Source organism: Actinospineispora eucalypti (genome assembly GCF_039543365.1).
GTDB lineage: Bacteria > Actinomycetota > Actinomycetes > Mycobacteriales > Pseudonocardiaceae > Pseudonocardia > Pseudonocardia eucalypti.
This window is the reverse complement of the sequence record NZ_BAABJP010000031.1, coordinates 110,296-132,107: the sequence shown is the minus strand read 5'-3', so window position 1 is coordinate 132,107 and position 21,812 is coordinate 110,296. Positions and strand designations below refer to the sequence as shown.

The window sequence follows — 21,812 nt, the reverse complement described above, 5'->3', positions numbered from 1 at the left end:
GCCGAACAAGGGAGCCCGGGATGCGTGCGCTCTGGTACCTGAAACCTGGTGAGCTCGAGTGGCGGGACGTCCCCGAGCCGGAGCCGAACGGCCCGGACGCGGCGATCGTGCGGCCGCTCGCGGTGGCCACCTGTGACCTGGACGGACCGATCGTGCGCGGCGAGGTGCCCGCGCCGGGGCCGTTCCCGGTCGGCCACGAGTTCGTCGCGGAGGTGGTCGCGGTCGGGGAGTCGGTGACCTCGGTGGCGGCGGGCGACCGGGTCAGCGTGCCGTTCCAGATCAGCTGCGGGCAGTGTGCCCGTTGCCGGGCCGGCCTGACCGCCGACTGCCGCTCGGTGCCCGCCGGCTCGGCCTACGGCATGGGGCCGCTGAGCGACGGGCTGCGCTGGGCCGGCGCGGTCGCCGACCTGGTCGGGGTGCCGTACGCCGACGCCATGTGCGTGCCGCTGCCGGCCGGGTTGGACCCGGCCGCCCTGGCCGGGCTCTCGGACAACCTGGTGGACGGCTGGCGCACCGTCGGCCCCTACCTCGGCGCGGCGACCGAACCCCGGGTGCTGGTGTTCGGCCGGGGCTCCATCGGGCTGTACGCCACGGCGATCGCGGCCGCGCTGGGCGCCGAGGTGAGCTACGTGGACCCCGATCCGGACCGCTGCCGCATCGCCGAACTGGTCGGCGCGAGCGTGTTCCACGAGCCGCCGAAGGAGCGGTACCGGGCGCACCCCCTGGTGGTGCACACCGCCGGCACGCCCGACGCGCTGCGCGCCGCGATCGCCTCGACCACCTCCAGCGGGGTGTGCGTGGACACCGGCATCATCTTCGACAACGAGACCCCGTTGCCGCTGTTCAACATGTACGTCAAGGGCATCACCCTGGTGACCGGCCGGGCGCACGCCCGCCCGGCCATGCCGAAGGTCCTGGACCTGGTCACCGGCGGGCGCCTGGACCTGGCGCCGATGGTGCGCGCCACCGCCCCCTGGTCCGACGCGGTCGATGCCTGGGCCGGGCACACCGGTCGCCTGGCCCTGGTCCGCGACCCCATCTAGCCGGGCGGACGTGGGGCTTCGGCCCGGCCCTTCGAGCTGGACCGGCCGACGTTCGCGGTCCTCGTCCCAGGTTGATCGCCATCCGTGGCGGTTCAGCGTCGAAAATCGACGCCAAACCGCCAGGAACAACGATCTCCACCGGCCGGAGCGGAAGGCGACCAGCGAGCGCGAGCGCCGTACCAGCGGCATGCCCATCTGCCGCGGGTCGGGTCCCGCCCAGCGCGTTCTCGCGCGTGCCCACGGCGAGCGGCTGGTGGGTGGCGGTCTTCGTCACGCGGCGTTGCCAACCGCCGATCCGGCGGGCCGAGGACGACGGGCTCGAAACCTCAACTGAACGGCTTTGCCTCTGGACGCGCCGGCGTGGCCGGGGGGTTCAGCGGGATACCGGGCCGGTCCGGGATGAACACGCTGGCCAACAGGCCGATCACCGTCATTCCGGCCAGGTAGCCGCCGATCGAGTAGACGGTGCCGGTGGTGGTGCGCAGCGCCTCGGCGATGGTCGGCGCAAACGCGCCGCCGAGCACCGAGCCGAGCGCGTAGGCGATCGCCGCGCCCCGGTAGCGCACCCGGGTGGGGAACATCTCGGCGTACAGCGCCGACTGCGGGCCGTAGGTGAACCCGAGGCCCACCGCGTAAAGCATCAGCGCCAGCACCAGCGCGGGAATCGTGGCCAGGTCGACCAGCGCGAAGAACGGCACCATCCAGATCAGCTGGAGCACGAAACCGGCCTGGTACACCCGGACGCGCCCCCACCGGTCGGCCAGCCAGCCGCCGGCCAGCGTGCTGACCAGCCACACCGCCGCCGAGGCCATCACCGAGGCGAGCACCGCCGCCGGATCGAGGTGCAGCGACTTCACCGCGTAGGACTGCACGTAGCCGCCGGTGGTCATGTAGCCGACCGCGCTGTTCGCCGCGAACAGCAGCGCGCCCAGCAGCACCAGCCGGCCCCGCTCGCGGAACAACGCGCCCAGGGGGACGGGTGCCGAGCCGGCCCGGCGTACCTCCTCGAACACCGGGCTCTCCGCCACCCGGGACCGGATGAGCAGGCCGACCACGATCAGCACCACGCTGAGCAGGAACGGGATGCGCCAACCCCAGGCGAGGAACTGCCCGGGCGTGGTCAGCGCGCTGACCAGGGCGAGTACCCCGTTGGCCAGCAACAGCCCGATCGGCACGCCGATCTGTGGGAAGGCGCCGTACAGGCCGCGCCGCTCGGGTGGGGCGTGCTCCACCGCGAGCAGCGCCGCGCCGCCCCACTCACCGCCGGCGGAGAGGCCCTGCAGGATGCGCAGCAGCACCAGGATGACCGGCGCGGCCACCCCGATGCTCGACGCGGCCGGCACCAGGCCCATGAGCACGGTGGACACGCCCATCAGCAGCAGGGTGGCGATCAGCATCGCGCGCCGGCCGAACCGGTCGCCCAGCTGTCCGGCGAGCACCGCGCCGACCGGCCGGAACACGAAGCTGATGCCGACCGTGGCGAAGGACAGGATCAGCGCGTTCGGGCCCAGCGCGGCGAAGTACTGGCCGGCGAACACCAGGCCCGCGCAGATCGCGTAGATGAAGAAGTCGTACCACTCGATGGTGGTGCCGACCATGGCGGCGAGCACCACGCGGCGGTGCTCCCGGTCGATTCCTCCGCCGGACAAGGGCATGACGACCTCCTCAGACCTGGTTGCCGACCTTGAAACCCCGCGCGGCCGCGCCGTCGGCCTCGGCCGGCCGGGTGTAGCTGAAGCCGTCCGCGCCGATGGTCACGTCGGCCTCGCGCGGCTCGGTGCGGGTGTTGATCGGGCGCAACTGCCCGTCCAGGTTCAGCACCGGCGACGCCTCGGCGTACCAGGACGGCACCACCGGGTTGCCCCACCAGTCCCGGCGCTGGTTGTCGTGCACGTCCCAGCTGATCACCGGGTTGTCCGGGTCACCGGTGTAGTAGTCGTGCGTGTAGATCTCCACGCGGTGCCCGTCCGGGTCGCGCAGGTACAGGTAGAACGCGTTGGAGACGCCGTGCCGGCCGGGTCCGCGTTCGATCTGGTCGGACCGGCGCACCGCGCCCAGGTGGTCGCACAGGTGCAGGATCTGCCCGCGTTCCTGGCTGGCGAACGCGATGTGGTGCAGCCGGGGGCCGTCCCCGCCGGTGAGCGCGATGTCGTGCACGGTGGGTTTGCGGAACATCCAGGCGGCGTAGACCGTGCCGTCGGCGTCCACGATGTTCTCCGACAGGCGGAAGCCCAGGTCCTGGTAGTACCGCTGACCGGCCGGCACGTCCGGGACCACCACGTTGAAGTGGTCCAGCCGGCTGATCGCGGCGGCGCCGTGCCGGTCGTAGCGCTGGGTGAACCGCTCCACGTGGGTGGCGTGGTGGAAGAACTCCACCGGGAACCCGAGCGGGTCCTCGATCCGCACCGCCTCGCCGATGCCCAGGGTGGCGCCGGCCGGCACCCGCAGCACCCGCACGCCCAGCTCCCCGAAGTACCGCTCGGCGCGGTCCAGCTCCTCCGGCGCGGTGACCCGGTACGCCAGCTTGGCGCAGGCCGGCACCGGGCCGAGCCGCAGCACCAGCGAGTGGTGCAGGTACTCCTCGAAGGCGCGCAGGTAGATCGCATCCCCGGTCTCCTCGGTGACCACCAGGCCGAGCAGGTCGCGGTAGAACCAGCGCGCGGCGGCCAGGTCGGTCACCACCAGCTCGGCGTAGGCGCAGCGCAGGATGTTCGGTGGAGCGGCGGACATCGGGTCTCCTCGTCGAGAGCGGTTCAGGAGCCGAACCGGGTGGTGTGCACCGGGTGCAGCGCCACGTGCACCGCCTGCTCCTCGGTGTAGAAGTCGATGGACCGGCGACCGCCCTCGTGGCCCAGCCCGGAGGCCTTGACCCCGCCGAACGGGGTGCGCAGGTCGCGTACGTTGTGCGAGTTCAGCCAGACCATTCCGGCCTCGACGGCGTGCGCCACCCGGTGGCCCCGGGCCAGGTCGGAGGTCCACACGTAGCCGGCCAGCCCGTAGCGCACGTCGTTGGCCAGCGCGATCGCCTCGGCCTCGTCGTCGAACGGGGTCAGCGCCACCACCGGCCCGAAGATCTCCTCCTGGAAGATCCGCGCGGTCGGCGGCACGTCGGCGAACACCGTGGGGGCCAGGTAGTTGCCCTCCGGCAGGTGCTCCGGCCGGCCGCCGCCGGCGACCAGGGTGGCCTCCCGCCGGCCGATCTCCACGTAGCGCAGCACCCGCTGGTAGTGCTCGGGGTGCACCAGCGCGCCGACCTCGGTCTTCGGGTCGTGCGGGTCGCCCACCACGATCCGCTCCGCCCGGGCGGCGAGCCGGGCGACGAAATCGTCGTAGCTGCCCCGCTGCACCAGGATCCGGGAGCCGGCGGTGCACCGCTCGCCGTTCAGCGAGAACACCCCGAACAGCGCCGAGTCCAGCGCGGCGTCCAGGTCGGCGTCGTCGAAGACGACCACCGGGGACTTGCCGCCCAGTTCCATGGAGAGCGCCTTGAGGTGCGGCGCCGCCGCGCGGAAGATCGTCTGCCCGGTGGCCGACTCCCCGGTGAACGAGATCAGCTTGCTGCCCGGGTGGGACACCAGCGCCGCACCGGCCTCCTCGCCGATGCCGTTGACCAGGTTGAACACCCCTCGGGGCAACCCGGCCTCGGCGAAGATGTCCGCCCACAGGCTGGCCGAGAGCGGGGTGAACTCGGCCGGCTTGAGCACCACGGTGCATCCGGCGGCCAGCGCCGGCGCCAGCTTCCAGGACTCCAGCATGAACGGGGTGTTCCACGGCGTGATCAGCCCGGCCACCCCGGCCGGCTTGCGGTTGACGTAGTTGAGCTGCTGGCCGGGCACCTGGTAGGCCTCGTCGGTCTGCGTGGTGACCAGGTCGGCGAAGAAGCGGAAGTTCTCCGCCGCCCGCCGCGCCTGGCCGAGCGCCTGGGTGATCGGCAGGCCGGTGTCGAAGCACTCCCACTCGGCCAGCCGGGCCTCCCGGTCCTCGATCAGGTCGGCGATCCGGTACAGCACCCGGGCCCGCGCCCGGCCGGTCATCAGCGGCCACGGCCCCTCGGCGAACGCCCGCCGGGCGGCGGCGACGGCCAGGTCGACGTCCCGTGCCCGGCCGGCCGAGGCGGTGGCGTAGGGCCGGTTGGACACCGGGTCGGCCACCTCGAACGTGTCGCCGTCGGCCGAGTTCCGGCGCTCGCCGTCGACGAAGTGCGGCAGGTGGTCGGGCAGGCCGGCCGGCACGTGCGGCGCGGCGACGGCCGGTTGCGTGGTCATCGGGTCACCTCCGGGACAGGGGTCAGGTAGCGCTCGCCGGCGGCGGCCAGCGCGCGCACCTTCCGCCGGCCGTCCTCGCTGAGCGGGACCAGCGGGGGCCGCACATGGTCGCCCGCGATCAGGCCCCGCTCGGCCAGCAACCACTTCGCCGGGGCCGGGTTGGTCTCCACGAACAGCAGGTCCACCAGCGGGTGCACGCCGTAGTGGATCGCCCGGGCCCGCTCCAGGTCCCCGGCCCGGGCCGCCTGGTACATCTCGGCGACCGCCGCCGGCGCGATGTTGGCCAGCGCGGAGACGAATCCGGCGCCCCCGAGCGACAGGACGGGCAGGCACAGCAGCTCGATCCCGGACCACACCAGCAGCTCCGGCCCGGCCGCGTGCAGCACCCGGGAGAAGTGCTCGAAGTCCTTGGTCGTCTCCTTCACCCCGACGAAGTTGTCGTGGTCCCGGAACAGCCGGCCCACCGTCTCCGGGGCGATGTCCACGGCGGTCCGTGTCGGCACGTTGTAGGCCACGATGGGCAGGTCCGGGAACTCGGCGGCCACGGTGGCGTACCAGGTGTAGAGCGCCTCCTGGGTGGGCCGGGCGTAGTACGGGGTGATGACCAGGGCGGCGTCCGCCCCGGCGTCCCGGGCGGCGGCGGTGAGCTCCAGCGTCTCGTCCAGCTTGGCCGAGCCGGTGCCGGGGAGCAGCGGAACCCGGTCGCCCACCTCGGCGGCCACCGTGCGGATCGCCTCGGCGCGCTCGGCGACCGACTGCGCGGACGGCTCGCCGGTGGACCCGCCGATGGAGATGCCGTGCGAGCCGGCGTCCAGCTGCCAGTGCACCATGGCGCGCAGCCCGTCGTGGTCAACCGCCCCGGTCGCGGTGAACGGCGTGACCAGCGGGGCGATCGAACCCCTGATCCGCGCGGGGTCGGAGCGGAATCTCATCCTCGTCCTTCCTGGGAGTTCAGCACGGCGCGCACGGTGTGTTCCCGGTGCCGGCGCACCATGGCCTCGATGTCCGCCGGCGGGGCGTGCCGCTCGATCAGGGCGAGCAGCGTGTCGTGCTCGTCCACCGACTCCCGGGCCCGGTCCGGGACGAACGAGAAGACCGTGGCGCGCAGCGTGGCCATCCGCGCCCACTCCCGGTGCACCAGCTCGAGCAGGTGCGGGTTGGGGCAGGTGGCGATCAGTACGTGGTGGAACTGCTGGTTCAGCCGGCTGTGCCGCATCGGGTCCAGGTCGGCCAGGCCTTCGCGCATCGCCGCGTTCAGCCGGTGCGCCTCGCCCAGTGCGGCGGCGTCCAGGTGTTCGGCGGCCAGGCCGGTGGCCGCCGACTCGACGATGGCCAGCGTCTCGGCCGTCCACCGGTACTCGGCCGGGTCCAGGCCGCGCACGGCGGCGCCCACGTTGCGCACCACCTCGACCAGCGACTCCGCCTCCAGCCGCCGCACCGCCTCGCGCACCGGCACGGTGGAGACGCCCAGCTCCTTGGCCAGCGTGCTGAGCACCAGCCGGTAGCCCGGGGTGTACGAGCCGTCCAGGATGCGCCGGCGGATCAGGTGGTAGGCCCGCTCGACCTTGGACGATGCCTCGGTGCTGGTCATCCGGCTCCCTCGTCGTAGCGTGCTCGCCATTGCCCGGCCAGCGGGTACAGGTCCGGCAGGGCCGCGCCCTCGGCGACCCGGGCGGTGATCCAACGTTCTTCGGTTTCCTGGCGTTCCGCGTCTTCCAGTACCTCGGTGACCAGTGCGCGGGGGATCACCACTACGCCGTCGTCATCGCCGACCAGCACGTCCCCCACCGCGACGGTCGCGCCGCCGCAGGCGATGGTCACGTCGGTCTCCCACGGCACGTGCCGGCGGCCCAGCACGGCCGGATGCCGGCCGGCGCCGTACACCGGAAGCTCCAGGGCGGCGACCGCGGCGGCGTCGCGCACGGCTCCGTCGGTGACCACCCCGGCCGCCCCGCGCACCTGCGCGCGCAGCGCCAGGATGTCGCCCAGGGTTCCGGCGGTCGGGTCCCGGCGGGCCTCCATGACCAGCACCTCGCCGGCGCCGATGCCGTCCACCGCGCGTTTCTGCGCGTTGTACCCGCCGCCGTGCTCGGCGAACAGGTCCGGGCGGAACGGCAGGAAGCGCAGCGTGCGGGCGACGCCGACCAGCTTCCGCCCCGGGGTCAGCGGGCGCACCCCGTCGATGCTGGAGTCCTCGAAGCCGCGCTTGCGCAGCTGGACGGACAGCGTGGCCACCGCGACGTTGGCCAGCCGCTCGCGCAGCTCGTCGCCCAGCCCAGGTCGGGACGCCGGCTCGGTGCCCCAGGCGTCGGCGCGCGCCGCATCGTCCACCCGGGCTGGGGATCCCCACGGCGACAGCTCGGGGCCTTCGACGACCTCGGTGCGCAGCCGCCCGGTGCTCCGTTGCCCGGTCCGGTCGGTGACCTCGACCTCGATGACCTGGCCGGGCCGGGCCACCGAGGCACCGGCCGGCGTGCCGGTCAGGATGACGTCACCCCGCTCGAGGGTGATCATCCGGGACAGGTCGGCGACCAGGTGGCCGAAGTCGAACAACAGGTTCTCGCTGGTGTCGTCCTGCACCGGTGCCCCGTCCAGCCAGGTGCGCAGGCGCAGCCCGCGCGGATCGAGGCCGGCGGCCGGCAGCAGGGCCAGCCCGAGCGGGGTGAACCCGTCGCCGCCCTTGCTGCGCACGTTGGAGCCCCGGTCGGCGGCGCGCAGGTCGTGCAGCCCCAGGTCGTTGGCCGCCGTCACCCAGCCCACGTGCGCCCAACCCTCGTCCGGGCGCACGTGTCGGGCCGGCTGGCCGATGACCAGGGCGATCTCGCCCTCGAAGGCGAGCAGCTCGGTTCCCTCCGGGCGGGTCACCGCGCCGTCGCCGGCGAGCGAGGAGGAAGGTTTCAGGAAGTAGGACGCCTCGGTGGGGGTGCGGCCGCGCTGCGCCGCCCGGGAGCGGTAGTTGAGGTGCACCGCGATGACCTTGCCGGGGCGTTCGCCCAGCGTCCGGGTCACCGCGTCCGTTGTCCCCGCCTCCGTGACGCCCAACTGGCGTACCTCGCCTCCGGTCAGATCTGATCTGATATCAGCGACGAAATCATATACGATCTGGGTCGCCACGGCCAGAGGCGCGTTGCGTGCGCCCGGCTGCCCTCGTAGTGCGCCCGGCTACCCGCCGGCGGTGAGGTTGCGCTCGAGTCGGCCGAGCGTCTCGGTGAACCCGTTGAGCTGGTCCTCGCCGATGCCGGCCCGCAGCCTCCGGTCGAACTCACGCGCGACGCCGGCCAGCCGTTTGAACAGGTCCTGGCCGGCCCCGGTCAGCTCGACGATGTGCACCCGCCGGTTCGCCGGGTCCCGCCGCCGGGTGACCAGGCCGGCGGACTCCATGCCGTTCAGATGGTGGGTCAGCGTGGCGCCCTGAATGCCCACCGCCGAGGCGAGCTCGCGCTGGTTGGCGCCCTGGTGCGTCTTCAACGCCAACAGGATCAGCCAGATCGGCATCGACCCGCCGGCCCGGCTCATCGCGTCGTCGAACGCCGCGCTGGTCGCCTTCGCGGCCTGGGCCAGCGCAATGCCGATCGGGGTCCCGGCCGGTCGCACGCGGTCACCCTAGCACGAACGTTAGCCATCGAATTGTATTGACGCCTAATCATTCGATATCTAACGTTTTGTCGATGGCTACCCACCCGCACCGCTGGTCGGCGCTCGCGGTCGTCTCGCTGGCCCAGCTGATGATCGCCCTGGACGCCACGGTGATGAACGTCGCGCTGCCGTCGGTGCAGCACGCGCTGGGCCTCTCCGACGGCGACCGGCAGTGGGTGATCACCGCGTACACGCTGGCCTTCGGCGGGCTGTTGCTGCTCGGCGGCCGGCTCACCGACCGGCTGGGCCAGGCCCGCGCGTTCCTGGCCGGGCTGGCCGGCTTCGCGGCGGCGTCGGCCGCCGGCGGGCTGGCCACCGGTCTGGTCCCGCTGGCGCTGGCCCGAGCCGCGCAGGGTGCGTCGGCCGCGCTGCTGGCACCGAGCGCGCTCGCGCTGGTGTCGGTCACGTTCACCGCGCCGCGCGACCGGGCGAAGGCGTTCGCCCTGTTCGGGGCCATCGCGGGCAGCGGGGGAGCGGTGGGCCTGCTGCTCGGTGGCGTGCTGGTCGGTCAGCTGGGTTGGCGGGCCTGCCTGTTCGTCACGGTCCCGGTCGCGGTGGTGGCCGCCCTCGGCACCCGCTACCTGCCGTCCGGCCCGCCCTTCCGGCCCCGGATGGCGCCGGGCGGCCCGGGCGCCGGTTTGGACCCGCCTGGCGTGGGTTTGGACCGGCCGGGTGCCGGTTCGGACCCGCCGGGTGCTGGGCTGGATCTGCCGGGCGCCGCGCTGGTTACCGCCGGGCTGGCCGGGCTGGTGGCCGGCTGCTCCGGAGCGGCGGGCCAGGGCTGGGCGTCCGGTTGGACGCTGGGGCCGCTCGGTGCCGGGCTGGCGCTGATCGCTCTGTTCGGCTGGTGCGAGGCGCGCGCCGCCCGGCCGCTGCTTCCGCCGCGCCTCCTGGCCGACCGGGCCCGGGTTGGCGCGTGCCTGGCGGTGGCGTTCGCGGTGGCCGGCATGCTGGGGGTGTTCCTGTTCCTCAGCTACTACCTGCAGGTGGTGCTGGGCTACTCGCCGGTGCGCACCGGGCTGGCCTTCCTGCCGTTGTCGCTCGCGGTGTTCGGCTCCGCGCAGCTCGTCGCCGCGCGGTTGCTGCCTCGCTGCCCGGCCCGCGCGCTGATCGTGCCCGGCCTGCTGGCGGCCGCCGCCGCGATGGGGCTGCTCACCCGGCTCACGCCGGAGAGCGGCTACGCCTCGCTGGTCCTGCCCGCCGAGATCCTGCTCGGTGTGGGCCTCGGGTGCGTGTTCACCCCGGCGATCAGCAGCGCGACCGCCCGGGTGGACCGGGCCGACGCCGGGATCGCGGCCGCCGTGGTCAACACCGCGCAGCAGGTGGGCGGGTCGGTCGGCCTCGCGCTGCTGAACACCGTGGCCGCCGGGGCCGCCGCCGGCTACCCGGCCGCCCGGACGGTCGCCCTGGTCCACGGCTACACCACGGCCGCCGCGGTCGCCGCCGGGCTGCTGCTCGCCGGCGCGGCGCTGGCCGCCTTTCTGATCACCACCAGTACCGGAGGGAACCCATGATCCTGGTCACCGGAGCCACCGGGCATGTCGGCGCCGAGCTGGTCCGCCGGCTCGCCTCCGCCGGCGCCGAGCCGGTCCGCGCGATGACCCGCCGGCCGGAGGCGTTCACCGCGCTGCCCGGCGTGCGGGTGGTCCGGGGCGACGCCGACGACCCGGCCAGCCTGTGCGCCGCGTTCCACGGCGTCGAGCGGGCATTCCTGATGTCCGCCGAGCCCGTCGGCGGCGGTGGCCGGCGGCCGACCCAGCTGCCCCGGCTGGTGGAAGCGGCGGTGCGCGCCGGGGTGCGGCACGTGGTGGCGTTGTCCGTCTACACCGGGGGCGGGGGCGGCGACGTAATCGCCGAGTGGTGCGGGCGGATCGAGGGCGCGGTCACCGACAGCGGGATGGACTGGACGCTGCTGCGGCCGGGCCGGTTCATGTCCAACGCGCTGCACTGGGCACCGATGATCCAGCGGGGCGACGACATCACCATCCCGTTCGCGCACCGCCCGGCCGCCTCGATCGACCCCGCCGACATCGCTGCCGTGGCCGCCCTCGCGCTCACCACCGACGACCACCGGGGCGCCGCGTACCAGCTGTCCGGCCCGGAGGCGCACACCCCGGCCGAGGAACTGTCCGTGCTGGCCGAACTGTTGGACCGGCCGCTGCGCGCCATCGACCCGCCGCTGGACACGGTGCGCGCCGGCATGCGGCGAGGCGGGGTGACGGACGAGGTGTTCGACGCGATGGTGGCCCGCACCCTCGGCTCCGACGTGGGCACCGAGCTGCTGCCCACCGTGGCCGAGCTGCTCGGCCGGCCCCCCGGCAGGTTCGCGGACTGGGCACGAACACACCTCGACCAGTTCCGGTGACCGGCCGGCGGTAGCGGATCGTCACCCCTGGACGTCGGTCAGCGCGGGCCCGCGGTTGAGGTAGCCGGCGTCCACGGGGAAGGTCACGCCGGTGACGTAGCGGGCCTCGTCCGAGGCGAGGTAGACGATGGCGTTGCTGACGTCGACCGGTTCGATGAGCTGGACGGGCATCGGGTTCTGGTAGAGCGGGCTGCCGGCGATCTCGGGGAACCGCTCCACGAACGCGCCGTACTCGGCGTTGGCCACCATCGGGGTGTTCACGCCGGTCGGGTGCACGGTGTTGACCCTGATGTTGTGCTGGGCGAGCTGGCCGGCGTACAGGCGCATGAGCCCGACGACGCCGTGCTTGGCCGCGACGTAGGCGGCCTGCCCGGGCAGGGTGTTGAGCCCGATGCCGCTGAGGCCGGCGGTGGAGCTGGTGATGATGATCGCGCCGCCCCGGCCGCGCTCGATCATGCCGGGGATGGTGATCTCGAGGGTGTGCCAGACGCCGGTGAGCAGCGTGTCGATCCCGTCGTGCCAGGCCTGGACCCGCTCGCCCTCGCCGATGACCGGCATGATCCCGGCGTTGGGCAGCACGATGTCGACCGGCCCGAACTCGGCGACGCCGGCGTCGTAGGCCGCCTGCAGCCGCGCGCGGTCCCGCACGTCGGCGACGGCGGTGAGGATTCGGCCGTCGGCGTCCTCGACCAGCCGCTGGGTCTCCTCCAGGTCGGCCTCGGTGGCCAGGGGGTAGAACACCGTGGAGATCTGCTCGCAGATGTCCACCGCGATGACGGCCGCACCCTCCTCGGCGAGCCGGATGGCGTGCGAGCGGCCCTGGCCCCGGGCGGCGCCGGTGATGAAGGCGACCTTGCCCTCGAGTCGACCCATGACGGTTGATCCTCCTGCTGGTTCTAGCGGCGGTCTTCGGTGGCGAACAGTGCGGAACTGACCAGCGGGTCGCCCGGGCCGCCGGTCATCAGGGACAGGCCGGCCCCCGGCACCTGGTTGCAGGAGGTGCCCCTGATCTGCCGGACGGCCTCGGTGACCAGGCTCATCCCGTGGATGAAGCCCTCGGCCAGGTTTCCGCCCGAGGTGTTCACCGGCAGGCCGCCCCCGGGGGCGATGAGGTTGTCGAAGGTCAGCACCTCGCCGGCGGTCTCCGGCGTGCAGAAGCCGTGGTCGATGAGGGCGGCCACGCCCATACCGGTCATGTTCTCGTAGACCTGCACCACGTCCACGTCCTCCGGGCGGTAACCGGACTCCGCCCACAACCGGCGGGCCACGCCGGCGAAGTTCGCCGAGCCGTACGGCGTGTGGCTCTCCTCGAGGCCCGCGCCGCCCGCGGTGGCCCCGGTGGGCGCGGAGAGCAGGTACGCCGGCGGCTGGGCCAGGTCGCGGGCCCGCTCCGCGGAGACCAGCACCACGGCCACGGCGGCGTCGCTCTCCCGCGAACAGTCGAACAGGTGGAACGGCTCGGAGATCCACCGGGAGGCCTCGTAGGTGGCCACGTCCAGCGGTTTGTCGAAGGCCACCGCGTGCGGGTTGCGCTGCGCGTGGAAGTAGGAGGCAAGGGCCATCGCGCGCAGCGTCTCGCGGGGGACGCCACCGGCCTCGATCAGCCGTTGGGCGCGCATGGCGCAGATCTGGGCCGGGCCGTCGATGCCGTTGACCAGGTACTGGGCCGCCGTGTCGTCCTGGGCCACCGCCACCCGCAGTCGCTGGCCGGCGGACTCGGCGATCGCCCGGTAGACCACGACCACCTCGGCCTGACCGGTCACGATCGCGGCGGCGGCCAGCCCCAACGCTCCCGGGATGCCGCCGCCGTGCGTCCAGTTCAGCGCGGAGAACCGCAGCTCGCGGACGCCCAGGGCGGGCGCCAGCTTCGGCGGGTCGTTCTTGTCCGCGCCGTAGGAGACGAACCCGTCGATGTCGGCGGTGGAGAGCCCGGCATCCGCGCAGGCCTCCGCGATCGCCCGCAGGCACAGCTTCATCTCCGGGTCGGGCGAGGTGCCGCGCTTGTACATCGGGGTCTGCCCGATGCCGACCACGGCGGTCGCGCCGCGCAGCGGGTGGTTCACGACGCTCCTCCCAGCGCCCACCGCACCGCCGGGTAGCCCTTCGACCGGCCCGACGGCGGGTCGATGCTCCCGGTGACCGGGGCACCCACCCGCAGGCCGTCCTCGGATCCCTTCAGCACGCCCAGCACCCGTGCGTTCCCGGCGCCCGGAATCTCGGCGAGCACCACCACGTAGGGCACGTCCTCGACGCGCTCCTTCGTGCGGTCGAACGCGTACCAGGACCGGGTCCAGGTGTAGACGGTGCCGACCGGCTCCACCGCGACCCACTCCTGCTCCCAGCCGCCGCAGTGGCCGCAGCGGAAGTGCGCCGGCCAGCGCCACGTGCCGCAGTCGGGGCACCGCGGCAGCCGGAACTCGCCGGCCGCCAGCCCGTCCCAGTACCCCCGGTCGGCGCCGATGCCTCCGGTGATGGTGGTCTCCGCCGCGACGGCGTTGTCCGGCACCTGGACTCCTCCTCGCCGTTGTCGCCTACAAAATACCTAAAAGGTGTAGGCGGGCGCTAGGAGGCTGCGCCTAATTATTTTAGGCAAGACACTTCGGCGCCCCCGAGGATCACGGTCGGTGCGCCCGGGCATGGCTTTCTTCCAGGGAGAGGCCGCGCTGTTGGCCCTCGATGATCGACCAGAATCGCGGGCATCTCATGGGTTCGCCGGCCGGGCACCGCCGGCCGTGCTCGAGTGCGGTGCGGGCCACCTCGATGCGGTGCTGCTGCTCGGCCAGCTCGGCCAGTTTGCGGTCGATCAGCTCCCGCTGGGACCGCCGTTCGCCGGCGATGAACCGCCCGATCTCGGCCAGCGAGAACCCGATCTCGCGGAAGAACAGGATCACGGCGACGTCCCGGACCGCCGACGCGGCATAGCGCCGTCGTCCCGATGCGCGAGCCGTCGGCCGCACCAGGCCGAGCTCGTCGTAGTACCGCAGTGCGGTGGTGGGCACGCCGGTGCGTTCGGACAGCTCGCCGATCGACAGCAGGCCCGGGGTCAGCTCGGTGTCGGCCATTTGACTTCAAGCGTACTCGAAGTGCTGTGCTTGGTTGATGGAGATCAAGGAGAGGGCGCTGGACCGGATCCTGCGGTGGTGGGGTCCGCGCGGGGGGATTGCGCAGTTCCATCGGCCGACCGGGGCGGTGGGGCACGTGGCCGGTTGGATCATGGGCCGGCGTTCGTCGAACGTGGCCCGCAACCGCTGGGCGGCGGGGCTGCTCGACATCCGGCCGGCCGACCGGGTCGTCGAGCTCGGCTGCGGCCCGGGCGTGGCCCTCGCCGCCCTTGCCGGGCGGGCGGCCCGGGGACTGGTGGTCGGCGTGGACCACTCGGCGGTGATGATCAGCCAGGCCCGCCGCCGCAACCGGGCCGCCGTGCGGGCCGGGCGGGTTCGGCTGGTTCACGCGCCGGTTGAGGGCCTGTCGTTCGAGGAAGGGCCGTTCGACGCCGCGCTCGCCGTCAACACGGTCGGCATGTGGACCGACCCGGCGGCCCGGCTACGCGAGCTGGGCCGAATGCTGCGGCCCGGCGGCCGAATCGCCCTGGTGACCCAGCCCCGCTGTCCCGGTGCCACGGCGGCCACCTCGGCCGCGGCGGCCGGCGAACTGGCTGACCTGCTCACCGAGGCCGGGTTCGAGCAACTCCGGACCGAGATGCTCGGCATCGACCCGCCGGTGGCCTGCGTCCTCGGGGTCACGCCGGAGCTCAGCGCAGGTGGTACCTGATGTCGGTGCGCTCGTGCTGGAACCCGGCCAGCCGGCAGTCGGTGACCAGGCCCCGGTCCCGCTCGTCCACCGTGATGGCCGCGACCCGGGAACCGTCCCGCCGGATCGCCGCCATCGCCGCGTCGAGCAGGCCGGCCCGGGTGCCGTTCTCGGCGTGTTCCGGCGCGACGAGCACGGCCGTGATCAGCCCGGCCGGCCCGAACTCGGTGGGCTCGGCCGCGGTGGCGTCGAACCAGGCCGCGCCGTGCGGTGCGTCCGCCGGCCCGGTCACCAGGACCCGGCCGGCGGCCGGGGCCGGGTCGCGGCGGCCGCTGGCCAGCCACAACTTGTCCAACCCCGGGCCGGGCGAACCCGGCTGGCCTATCCGTGACCCGGACCCGGCCGGGCGCAGCGGGGCGATCAGCCGCCAGCGCCGGCGGTCGCGGATGATCCGGGGGTTGTCCAGCCGCCGCCACATGCGGTGCGCGGCGGGGTGGTCGCCCCGGGCCCAGCAGCGCAGTCGGGTGCACCCGGTGCCGACCCAGCCGTCCGGCCCGGTGACGTCCGTGCCGAGCTGTTCGCCCAGCAGCGTGGAGATGCCGCGGGCCCGCAGGTCCGGGTGCACCACCATCCGCACCTCCGCGCCTTCCGCCCCGGCGCCGTTCGGTTCGGCGCTGTCCGGTTCTAGGCGCAGGCAGGCGGCCAGCGTCGGCGGCGGCTCGGTCCGCCCGGTCCGCTCGTCGGGCAGCAGCCAGACCAGCAGGTAGCGGGAGCCCGGCGGCACCGGGTCGGTGAGCGCGAAGGACGGGAACCCGGGCTCGGCGTCCCGCTCGGCGGACTCGGTGAGCAGGCGGTCGAGCTCCTCGCGCTCGGCTCCGGTGACCTCTGTGCGCCACTCGTAGTGGATCACTGGTTGTCGGTCACCAGCTTGCGCAGCTCGCGGTGGAAGATCTGGTTGGCGATCTCGTTGCGGCCCAGCAGCATCGGGCCCGCGTTGGCGCTCTCCATGCCCGACTGCGAGGACCGCAGCAGAGGGAAGTCCTCCTGGTGCAGCACCGCCAGCAGGATCTGCCAGTTCTTGTCCCACAGCCTGGTCCAGGTGTCCATCTCCATCCCGCTGTCCCGCTGTCGCGGGACCATCAGCCGCATCTCCATCTGCGAGCGGCCGGGCTCCTTCGGGTGCGGCCGGAAGGTGAGCAGCTGGAAGTGGTCCGGCTGGCGCAGCAGCGTGTGGCAGGGCAGCAGGAAGTGCGTCTCGATCACGTGCTTGGCCAGGCTGTGGTCACCCGGGTCCTCGTCCAGCCAGCGGTCGATGGACTTGCGGGGGGCCACGAACCGGCAGTGCCGGCCGAAGTCCTCCATCGCCATGATGTTGGTGTGGACGATCTTGCCCGCCGTGTTCGGGTGGGCGTACTGGATGTGGTAGCCGTCCAGGAACGCGTCCTGCATGATCTTCCAGTTGACCGGCTCGTCGAACGCCTCGCCCCGCACGCAGACCAGGTCACCGAGGTGGTAGCCGGCCATGATCTCGTCCATCTCCGGTCCGAGCCAGGCCGCCACGTCGATCTCCGCCGTGGCCTCGTCGACGATCCAGACGAACCCGTGCCGCTCCTCGCAGGGCAGCTCGACCAGCCCCTGCGCGGAGCGGTCGATGTCGCCGAAGGTTCGGTCTCGGGTGATCGCCCGCAGCGTGCCGTCGGTGTTGTACGACCAGCGGTGGTAGGCACAGGAGAAGATCCGGCAGCGGCCCCGGTCCCGCTCCTCGAGCAGGGCGCCCCGGTGGCGGCAGAGGTTGACGAAGGCCTTCACCCCGCCGTCGGCCTGGCGGGCCACGATCACCTTGTTGCGCGGCATCTGGTGGGTGATGAAGTCGTTCGGCTCGGGCAGCTCCGAGCTGTGCGCGATGATCGACGGCACCCGGGCGAAGATCGCGCGGTCGGTGGCCGCGATCTCCGGGCTGGTGAACTCCTCGGGGCCGAACGGGCTGATGCTCTCGAACTCGTCGGTGCTGCCGTTGCGCAGGTGCTCGAGGGCGCGCCTGATCCGGACCTCGCGCGGGGCAATGGGCCTGGTCATGATCCAACCCTCCTAGTCCCGCTCCCACGACAATGCCCGCTCCGGGCATGCGTCGACAGCGGCATCGGCTTCGTCGAACCGGTCGTCGGGTACCGGATCGGCGGTGACGACCGGGTCGCCCTGGTCGTCGGCGTCGAGCACGTCGGGCGCCACGCTGTAGCAGAGTCCGTGCCCGGCGCAGGCCTTCCGGTCCACCAGCAGATGGTTACCCATGGCCGTGCCTTTCGGTGAATACGATCGGCAGGCGCTGCACCGACCGGACCTGGCTGGGCAGCACCACCGGCGGGTCGTCCGGGTCGAGGGCGAAGTCCGGCACCCGGTCCAGCAGCTCCTCGAACGCGATCCGCAGCTCGATGCGGCCCAGGTGCGAGCCGAGGCAGCGGTGCGGGCCGGAGCCGAAGGTGAGGTGCCGGTTCGGGGTGCGGTCCACCCGCATCCGGTCGGGATCGTCGAACTCGGCGGCGTCCCGGTTGGCCGAGCAGAGCATGACCAGCAGCTGGTCGCCCTCCTGGACCCGCACGCCGCCGATCTCCACGTCGGCGGTGGCCCGGCGGCCGGCGGCGACCTGGGCCTCCAGCCGGAGGATCTCCTCCACGGCGGCCGGAATCCGGGACCGGTCGTCGAGCAGCAGCTTGCGCTGCTCGGGGTTCTGGGACAGGTGCATGACGCCCCAGGCCAGCGAACCCTGCACGGTGTGCATCCCGCCCATGAGCAGCAGGAAGAAGGAGCGCACCAGCTCCTCGTCGCTGAGCGGGCGCTCATCGCCGTCCAGGGTGAGCCGCTGGCGCATGATCTCGGAGGTGATGTCGGTGGGCTGCTCGCCCGCCTCGAACGCGGCGCGGCGCTGGTTGATCACCTTCAGGAAGTACTCGTACATGGCGAACGCCGACCGGGCGCGGGACTCGTTGGCCTGTTCCGGGGTGTCGCCGGGGCGCCCGTTCAGCGCGATGTCGCTGGCCTCGGCGAACAGTGCGGTGTCCTCCCTCGGCCAGCCCATCAGGGCCAGGAACACCTGCGCGGGCAGCTCGTGGGCGAACTCGGAGACGTACTCCGCTTTGCCCCTCGCCGCGAAGCCCTCGATCAGCTCGATCACGATGCGGCGGATCTCGGTTTCCAGTGCGCGCATCCGGGACGGGCTGAACAGCGGCTGGAGGGCGTGACGGTAGGCGGTGTGGTCCGGCGGGTCGATCTCCAGCGGGATGAACTTGCCCTGCGCCGCGTTGACCAGGTTGTTCGGGTAGCTGGAGAACAGCTCCGGCCGGCGCAGCACGTCGTGGCACTCCCGGTAGTGGGTGACCACCCAGTGCCCGCCGTGGGCGGTGGACCACACCAGCGGTCCCCGGCGGGCGAGCGCTCCGACGTGTTCCTGCATGTGGTCCACCGGAATGGTGTGGCTCGGGTCGTACACGTCGAAATCGACGACCAGATTCTCCGGTACATCGGCAGCCGTGGTGGGCATCCTCGCCGCTCCTGTCAGCTCGAGCCTAATAGTTATAGGCTAATGGTCTCGACTGGGCGAGTCAACGGTTGTAACCTAAAGCCTATAGGCAATCGTGGACCCGAGGAGAGACATGGCGACCTCGATCGCATCGGCCCTGGAGTGGTGGGGGCGGACCCAGGGGGACCGGGAAGCGCTGGTGTTCGCCGACGGCGCGGTGTCCTACCGCGAGCTGCGGGACTGGTCCGGCCGCATCGCCCGGCGGCTGGTGGACGACGGCGTGGCGCCCGGCGACCGGGTCGCGCTGCTGGGCGGCAACACCGCCGGGTGGGCGGCCGCCGCGTTCGGCGTGATCAAGGCCGGCGCGATTCTCATCCCGCTGAACCCCCGCCTGGTAGCGGCCGAGATGCACACCTTGCTGGAGTCGGCCGGCGCCGGCGTGGTGATCGCCGACGCCGGGTTCGAGGCCATCCTCAAGGAGGTCGAGGAGCTGGGCGCGGTGTTCCGGCCGGTCGAGCTGACCGAGCTGGGTGCGCTGCGCGACGGGCCGGCCGAGCCGTTCCGGGTGGAGCGAGGGCCGGACGAGACGCTGGCGGTGATGTTCACCAGTGGGTCCACCGGCCTGTCCAAGGGCGTCATCCTGACCAACCGGACGCTGCTCAACATCGCCTTCGAGGCGAGCCTGACCGAGGAGGGCCTGCACCCCGGCGGCCGGACGCTGTTGCTGCTGCCGTTCTGCTTCACCCCGGGACTGGTGTGGGGCCTCTACATGCACGCGGTGCTGGGCGGCACCCTGGTGGTGGAGGCCGACCTGAACCCCTCGCGGGCGGTGCGTCAGCTCGAGGAACAGCGGATCGAGGCCATCTTCGGGGTGCCGCTGATCTACGAGGTGATGGCGAAGGCTCCCGAGTTCGCCGGCGCCGACCTTTCCGGCCTGCGCACGGCCACGGTCGGCGGGGCCGCGGTGCCGGGTCCGTTGCTGGAGGCCTGGGCGGACAAGGGGGTCGCGCTGCGGCAGATCTACGGCATGGTCGAGGGCGGCGGGACAGTCACCGCCACGCTACGCCACGAGGCCGCCGCGCACCCCGACTCCTGCGGCATCGGCTCGGTGTTCACCGAGATCAAGGTGGTGCGGGAGGACGGCACCGAGTGCGAGCCGGGTGAGGCGGGCCAGATCCTGGTGCGCGGCCCCTCGGTCACGCCCGGCTACTGGAACGACCCGGACGGCACCGCCCAGGTGCTCCGGGACGGCTGGCTGCACAGCGGTGACCTGGGCCGGCGCGATGCCGATGGTCGGCTCACGTTCGTCGACCGGCTCAAGGACCTGATCATTTCCGGCGGGATCAACATCTCCCCGGTGGAGCTGGAGGCGGTGATCGCCCGCATCGACGGCGTCGAGGAGGTCGCGGTGATCGCGGCCCGGGACGACCGGTTCGGGGAGACCCCGGCGGCCGTCATCTACGGACGGGCCGGGCTGCAACCGGCGGACGTGGTCGCCGAGTGCGACCGCCGGGTGGCCGGGTACAAGGTGCCGCGCTACGTGGTGGTGCGGGACCGGCCGCTGCCCCGCCTGCCCAACGGCAAGATCTCCAAACGGGAGATCCGCGCGGAGTACGCCGACATCACCACCCGCCACCCCAGGGTGCGGTGACCACCGGCTCTACTAGGTGGATGGCTCTCAGACCCGCAGTGAGTAGCCGAGGTCGACGTCGCACGCCGCCTGGCCGCCCCGGAGCCCTACGTTCTCCGGCGCGCATTCGAGCAGCACAATCTTGACGTCGGCCGGCGGCACCTCGAACCGGCCCAGGTTTCGCACGATCGCCCGGTACAGCCGGCGTTTCGCCTCGACGGACCGCCCGGCGAACAGGGCGATCTCGATCCGGGTGAAGCGTTCGCCCGCCGCATCCGGCGTCAGGTAGTTGCCCGCCGGGTGCTCGATGAGGCGCGCCAGCGGTTCGTCCTCGGGTGTTCCGAGGGCCTCGGTGACCGCCCGGTGCACCGCCCGCAGGAATGCGGCCTGCCGGCCCGCCAGCCACGGGCCTCTCACCTCGACCAGGATGTCCGGCAACGGTCGGCCCCTTCCTCGTGCCCGCCCCCGGGTTCAGGGTGGCACCGTTGCCCGGCCCGGACAATTCGCCGATCGGCGAGGCAGCCTTCGGCCTGGACGAAGGCTGGTTGGCGGCGGACGGTTCCGCCGGCTGGGGTACTCAACCGGCGGAACCTGGTACCGAACGGTGTCCGGACACCCTCCGGTACCTGCCTCGGCGCCGCGTCGATCTGGTACCCGATCGTCTCACGGCTAATCGGAGGAGGCGCGTTTATCGTTCATTGCCCAGGGAATGCGACCCGGCATGAATAACGTGATGCTCACCCTCCTGATCATTCTTGGCGTGGTCGTCGTACTCGGTTTGGCGGCCGGCGCCTTCTATTCATGGCGAGGCAAACGCACCGACCGGCTGCGCGAACGCTTCGGCCCCGAGTACGACCGGGTGGTGGACCGCGCCGACGACCGCGGCAAGGCCGAGTCCGAGCTGCGGGAGCGGGAGAAGCGGCACAGCGAGTTCGAGCTGCGGCCGTTGGAGCCCGAGGCCCGGGGCCGGTACGAGATCCGTTGGCAGCAGGTGCAGGGCGAGTTCGTGGACAACCCGGCGCGCGCGGTCCGGGACGCGGACGAGCTGGTGACCGAGGTCATGTCCGCCCGCGGCTACCCGGTGCGCGACTTCGACCAGCGCGCCGACGACCTCTCGGTGGAGCACCCGGAGCTGACCCAGCGCTACCGGTCGGCCCGCGAGATCGCCCGCGCCAACGAGAACGGCGAGGCCAGCACCGAGCAGCTGCGCGATGCGACCACCTCCTACCGGTCGCTGGTGCAGGTGCTCCTCGAGGACAAGCGGACTAACGCCACAACCACCGAGCCGGAGCGGAGCTGAGATGACCGACCCGAACCCCACCAACCACAACCAGACGACACTGCTCGAGCCGGGACGGTCCCAGGCCTACGAGTCCCGGTGGAACCAGCTCAAGGCCGGGTTCGTGGACGAGCCCCGCACGGCGGTGCACGGAGCGGACAGCCTGGTCGGCGAGGTGCTCGATGAGCTGCAGCGGGTCTTCCGCGAGCAGCGCGCCGAGCTGGAGCAGGACCTGGACGACAACGCGTCCACCGAGGACCTGCGCCGGGCGCTCGGCCAGTACCGGGGGATGATCGACCGGTTGTTGGCCGTCTGACCGGTTCGACCCCC

At 72.7% G+C, this 21,812-nt stretch carries 23 protein-coding genes; 7 read left to right on the top strand and 16 right to left on the bottom strand.

The features are described 5' to 3' along the window. Positions 1 to 20: 20 nt before the first annotated feature. On the top strand, positions 21 to 1,043 hold the full coding sequence (locus ABEB12_RS27845) for an alcohol dehydrogenase catalytic domain-containing protein (protein WP_185064926.1): 1,023 nt from the start codon (positions 21 to 23) through the stop codon (positions 1,041 to 1,043). Positions 1,044 to 1,369: 326 nt separating this feature from the next. Here the strand turns inward: ABEB12_RS27845 and ABEB12_RS27840 are convergent, their stop codons facing one another. The 7 genes from ABEB12_RS27840 to ABEB12_RS27810 all read right to left on the bottom strand — a co-directional run bounded on the left by ABEB12_RS27840 (position 1,370) and on the right by ABEB12_RS27810 (position 8,902). Continuing rightward, a complete protein-coding gene (locus ABEB12_RS27840; protein WP_185064927.1) occupies positions 1,370 to 2,698 on the bottom strand; it encodes an MFS transporter in 1,329 nt (442 codons plus the stop codon). Between the two features lie 10 nt (positions 2,699 to 2,708). After that, on the bottom strand, positions 2,709 to 3,773 hold the full coding sequence (hpaD, locus tag ABEB12_RS27835) for a 3,4-dihydroxyphenylacetate 2,3-dioxygenase (protein WP_185064928.1): 1,065 nt from the start codon (positions 3,771 to 3,773) through the stop codon (positions 2,709 to 2,711). Between the two features lie 23 nt (positions 3,774 to 3,796). After that, positions 3,797 to 5,308: a 5-carboxymethyl-2-hydroxymuconate semialdehyde dehydrogenase gene (gene hpaE, locus ABEB12_RS27830; RefSeq protein WP_185064929.1), complete on the bottom strand. Its 1,512-nt coding sequence runs from the start codon at positions 5,306 to 5,308 to the stop codon at positions 3,797 to 3,799. After that, on the bottom strand, positions 5,305 to 6,240 hold the full coding sequence (gene dapA / locus ABEB12_RS27825) for a 4-hydroxy-tetrahydrodipicolinate synthase (protein WP_185064930.1): 936 nt from the start codon (positions 6,238 to 6,240) through the stop codon (positions 5,305 to 5,307). Before dapA ends, hpaE begins: the two co-directional genes overlap by 4 nt. Then, entirely contained in the window at positions 6,237 to 6,899 is a 663-nt protein-coding gene (locus ABEB12_RS27820) for a GntR family transcriptional regulator (RefSeq protein WP_185064931.1), read from the bottom strand. Before ABEB12_RS27820 ends, dapA begins: the two co-directional genes overlap by 4 nt. Next, a complete protein-coding gene (locus ABEB12_RS27815; RefSeq protein ID WP_221498731.1) occupies positions 6,896 to 8,350 on the bottom strand; it encodes a fumarylacetoacetate hydrolase family protein in 1,455 nt (484 codons plus the stop codon). Before ABEB12_RS27815 ends, ABEB12_RS27820 begins: the two co-directional genes overlap by 4 nt. A gap of 120 nt (positions 8,351 to 8,470) precedes the next feature. After that, entirely contained in the window at positions 8,471 to 8,902 is a 432-nt protein-coding gene (locus ABEB12_RS27810) for a MarR family winged helix-turn-helix transcriptional regulator (protein ID WP_345703194.1), read from the bottom strand. Between the two features lie 74 nt (positions 8,903 to 8,976). Here ABEB12_RS27810 and ABEB12_RS27805 point away from each other — a divergent pair, with 74 nt between their 5' ends. After that, complete coding sequence (locus tag ABEB12_RS27805) at positions 8,977 to 10,458, top strand: MFS transporter (RefSeq protein ID WP_185064932.1); 1,482 nt, start codon at positions 8,977 to 8,979, stop codon at positions 10,456 to 10,458. Continuing rightward, positions 10,455 to 11,309 carry an NAD(P)H-binding protein gene (locus ABEB12_RS27800; RefSeq protein WP_185064933.1) on the top strand — a complete coding sequence of 285 codons (855 nt, stop codon included), beginning with the start codon at positions 10,455 to 10,457 and terminating at the stop codon, positions 11,307 to 11,309. The genes ABEB12_RS27805 and ABEB12_RS27800 overlap by 4 nt, the downstream gene beginning before the upstream one ends. Positions 11,310 to 11,330: 21 nt before the next feature. Here ABEB12_RS27800 and ABEB12_RS27795 read toward each other — a convergent pair whose 3' ends face one another. The 4 genes from ABEB12_RS27795 to ABEB12_RS27780 all read right to left on the bottom strand — a co-directional run bounded on the left by ABEB12_RS27795 (position 11,331) and on the right by ABEB12_RS27780 (position 14,371). Continuing rightward, on the bottom strand, positions 11,331 to 12,182 hold the full coding sequence (locus tag ABEB12_RS27795) for a mycofactocin-coupled SDR family oxidoreductase (RefSeq protein ID WP_185064934.1): 852 nt from the start codon (positions 12,180 to 12,182) through the stop codon (positions 11,331 to 11,333). 23 nt (positions 12,183 to 12,205) lie between these two features. Further along, a complete protein-coding gene (locus tag ABEB12_RS27790; RefSeq protein ID WP_185064935.1) occupies positions 12,206 to 13,372 on the bottom strand; it encodes a thiolase C-terminal domain-containing protein in 1,167 nt (388 codons plus the stop codon). Then, positions 13,369 to 13,815 (bottom strand): zinc ribbon domain-containing protein, encoded by a 447-nt coding sequence (locus ABEB12_RS27785; RefSeq protein ID WP_221498732.1) that lies wholly within the window; start codon positions 13,813 to 13,815, stop codon positions 13,369 to 13,371. The genes ABEB12_RS27790 and ABEB12_RS27785 overlap by 4 nt, the downstream gene beginning before the upstream one ends. 109 nt (positions 13,816 to 13,924) lie before the next feature. Then, positions 13,925 to 14,371, bottom strand: a complete 447-nt coding sequence (locus tag ABEB12_RS27780) for a MerR family transcriptional regulator (RefSeq protein WP_185064936.1) — start codon at positions 14,369 to 14,371, stop codon at positions 13,925 to 13,927. Between the two features lie 37 nt (positions 14,372 to 14,408). On the opposite strand from ABEB12_RS27780, the gene ABEB12_RS27775 reads away from it, so the two are divergent. Beyond that, positions 14,409 to 15,080, top strand: coding sequence for a methyltransferase domain-containing protein (locus ABEB12_RS27775; protein ID WP_185064937.1), 672 nt, complete (start codon positions 14,409 to 14,411; stop codon positions 15,078 to 15,080). On the opposite strand, the gene ABEB12_RS27770 is transcribed toward ABEB12_RS27775, so the two are convergent. Genes ABEB12_RS27770 through ABEB12_RS27755 form a run of 4 tightly spaced genes read right to left on the bottom strand, consistent with a single transcriptional unit; the run spans position 15,061 to position 18,594 of the window. After that, the gene (locus tag ABEB12_RS27770; RefSeq protein ID WP_185064938.1) at positions 15,061 to 15,969 is read right to left on the bottom strand and encodes a hypothetical protein; all 909 of its coding nucleotides are present in this window, start codon (positions 15,967 to 15,969) and stop codon (positions 15,061 to 15,063) included. The genes ABEB12_RS27775 and ABEB12_RS27770 overlap by 20 nt on opposite strands. Then, positions 15,966 to 17,135, bottom strand: a complete 1,170-nt coding sequence (locus tag ABEB12_RS27765; protein ID WP_185064939.1) for an SRPBCC family protein — start codon at positions 17,133 to 17,135, stop codon at positions 15,966 to 15,968. The genes ABEB12_RS27770 and ABEB12_RS27765 overlap by 4 nt, the downstream gene beginning before the upstream one ends. A 12-nt stretch (positions 17,136 to 17,147) precedes the next feature. Beyond that, on the bottom strand, positions 17,148 to 17,348 hold the full coding sequence (locus tag ABEB12_RS27760; protein WP_185064940.1) for a ferredoxin: 201 nt from the start codon (positions 17,346 to 17,348) through the stop codon (positions 17,148 to 17,150). Beyond that, positions 17,341 to 18,594 carry a cytochrome P450 gene (locus tag ABEB12_RS27755; RefSeq protein WP_185064941.1) on the bottom strand — a complete coding sequence of 418 codons (1,254 nt, stop codon included), beginning with the start codon at positions 18,592 to 18,594 and terminating at the stop codon, positions 17,341 to 17,343. Before ABEB12_RS27755 ends, ABEB12_RS27760 begins: the two co-directional genes overlap by 8 nt. A gap of 112 nt (positions 18,595 to 18,706) precedes the next feature. Here ABEB12_RS27755 and ABEB12_RS27750 point away from each other — a divergent pair, with 112 nt between their 5' ends. Further along, the gene (locus ABEB12_RS27750) at positions 18,707 to 20,224 is read left to right on the top strand and encodes an AMP-binding protein (RefSeq protein WP_185064942.1); all 1,518 of its coding nucleotides are present in this window, start codon (positions 18,707 to 18,709) and stop codon (positions 20,222 to 20,224) included. A 27-nt stretch (positions 20,225 to 20,251) separates the two neighbouring features. Here the strand turns inward: ABEB12_RS27750 and ABEB12_RS27745 are convergent, their stop codons facing one another. Next, positions 20,252 to 20,641 (bottom strand): tautomerase family protein, encoded by a 390-nt coding sequence (locus ABEB12_RS27745; protein ID WP_185064943.1) that lies wholly within the window; start codon positions 20,639 to 20,641, stop codon positions 20,252 to 20,254. A gap of 283 nt (positions 20,642 to 20,924) precedes the next feature. Here ABEB12_RS27745 and ABEB12_RS27740 point away from each other — a divergent pair, with 283 nt between their 5' ends. Then, positions 20,925 to 21,503, top strand: coding sequence for a hypothetical protein (locus ABEB12_RS27740; protein ID WP_185064944.1), 579 nt, complete (start codon positions 20,925 to 20,927; stop codon positions 21,501 to 21,503). Between the two features lies 1 nt (position 21,504). Then, the gene (locus tag ABEB12_RS27735; protein ID WP_185064945.1) at positions 21,505 to 21,798 is read left to right on the top strand and encodes a hypothetical protein; all 294 of its coding nucleotides are present in this window, start codon (positions 21,505 to 21,507) and stop codon (positions 21,796 to 21,798) included. The last annotated feature ends 14 nt before the right edge of the window (positions 21,799 to 21,812 follow it).

Bases quoted from the DNA above. Each gene is read 5' to 3' on its own strand.
- ABEB12_RS27845 (WP_185064926.1), top strand. From the start codon at position 21: ATGCGTGCGCTCTGGTACCTGAAACCTGGTGAGCTCGAGTGGCGGGAC.
- ABEB12_RS27840 (WP_185064927.1), bottom strand. From the start codon at position 2,698: ATGCCCTTGTCCGGCGGAGGAATCGACCGGGAGCACCGCCGCGTGGTG.
- hpaD (WP_185064928.1), bottom strand. From the start codon at position 3,773: ATGTCCGCCGCTCCACCGAACATCCTGCGCTGCGCCTACGCCGAGCTG.
- hpaE (WP_185064929.1), bottom strand. From the start codon at position 5,308: ATGACCACGCAACCGGCCGTCGCCGCGCCGCACGTGCCGGCCGGCCTG.
- dapA (WP_185064930.1), bottom strand. From the start codon at position 6,240: ATGAGATTCCGCTCCGACCCCGCGCGGATCAGGGGTTCGATCGCCCCG.
- ABEB12_RS27820 (WP_185064931.1), bottom strand. From the start codon at position 6,899: ATGACCAGCACCGAGGCATCGTCCAAGGTCGAGCGGGCCTACCACCTG.
- ABEB12_RS27805 (WP_185064932.1), top strand. From the start codon at position 8,977: ATGGCTACCCACCCGCACCGCTGGTCGGCGCTCGCGGTCGTCTCGCTG.
- ABEB12_RS27800 (WP_185064933.1), top strand. From the start codon at position 10,455: ATGATCCTGGTCACCGGAGCCACCGGGCATGTCGGCGCCGAGCTGGTC.
- ABEB12_RS27795 (WP_185064934.1), bottom strand. From the start codon at position 12,182: ATGGGTCGACTCGAGGGCAAGGTCGCCTTCATCACCGGCGCCGCCCGG.
- ABEB12_RS27780 (WP_185064936.1), bottom strand. From the start codon at position 14,371: ATGGCCGACACCGAGCTGACCCCGGGCCTGCTGTCGATCGGCGAGCTG.
- ABEB12_RS27775 (WP_185064937.1), top strand. From the start codon at position 14,409: ATGGAGATCAAGGAGAGGGCGCTGGACCGGATCCTGCGGTGGTGGGGT.
- ABEB12_RS27765 (WP_185064939.1), bottom strand. From the start codon at position 17,135: ATGACCAGGCCCATTGCCCCGCGCGAGGTCCGGATCAGGCGCGCCCTC.
- ABEB12_RS27760 (WP_185064940.1), bottom strand. From the start codon at position 17,348: ATGGGTAACCATCTGCTGGTGGACCGGAAGGCCTGCGCCGGGCACGGA.
- ABEB12_RS27755 (WP_185064941.1), bottom strand. From the start codon at position 18,594: ATGCCCACCACGGCTGCCGATGTACCGGAGAATCTGGTCGTCGATTTC.
- ABEB12_RS27750 (WP_185064942.1), top strand. From the start codon at position 18,707: ATGGCGACCTCGATCGCATCGGCCCTGGAGTGGTGGGGGCGGACCCAG.
- ABEB12_RS27740 (WP_185064944.1), top strand. From the start codon at position 20,925: ATGAATAACGTGATGCTCACCCTCCTGATCATTCTTGGCGTGGTCGTC.
- ABEB12_RS27735 (WP_185064945.1), top strand. From the start codon at position 21,505: ATGACCGACCCGAACCCCACCAACCACAACCAGACGACACTGCTCGAG.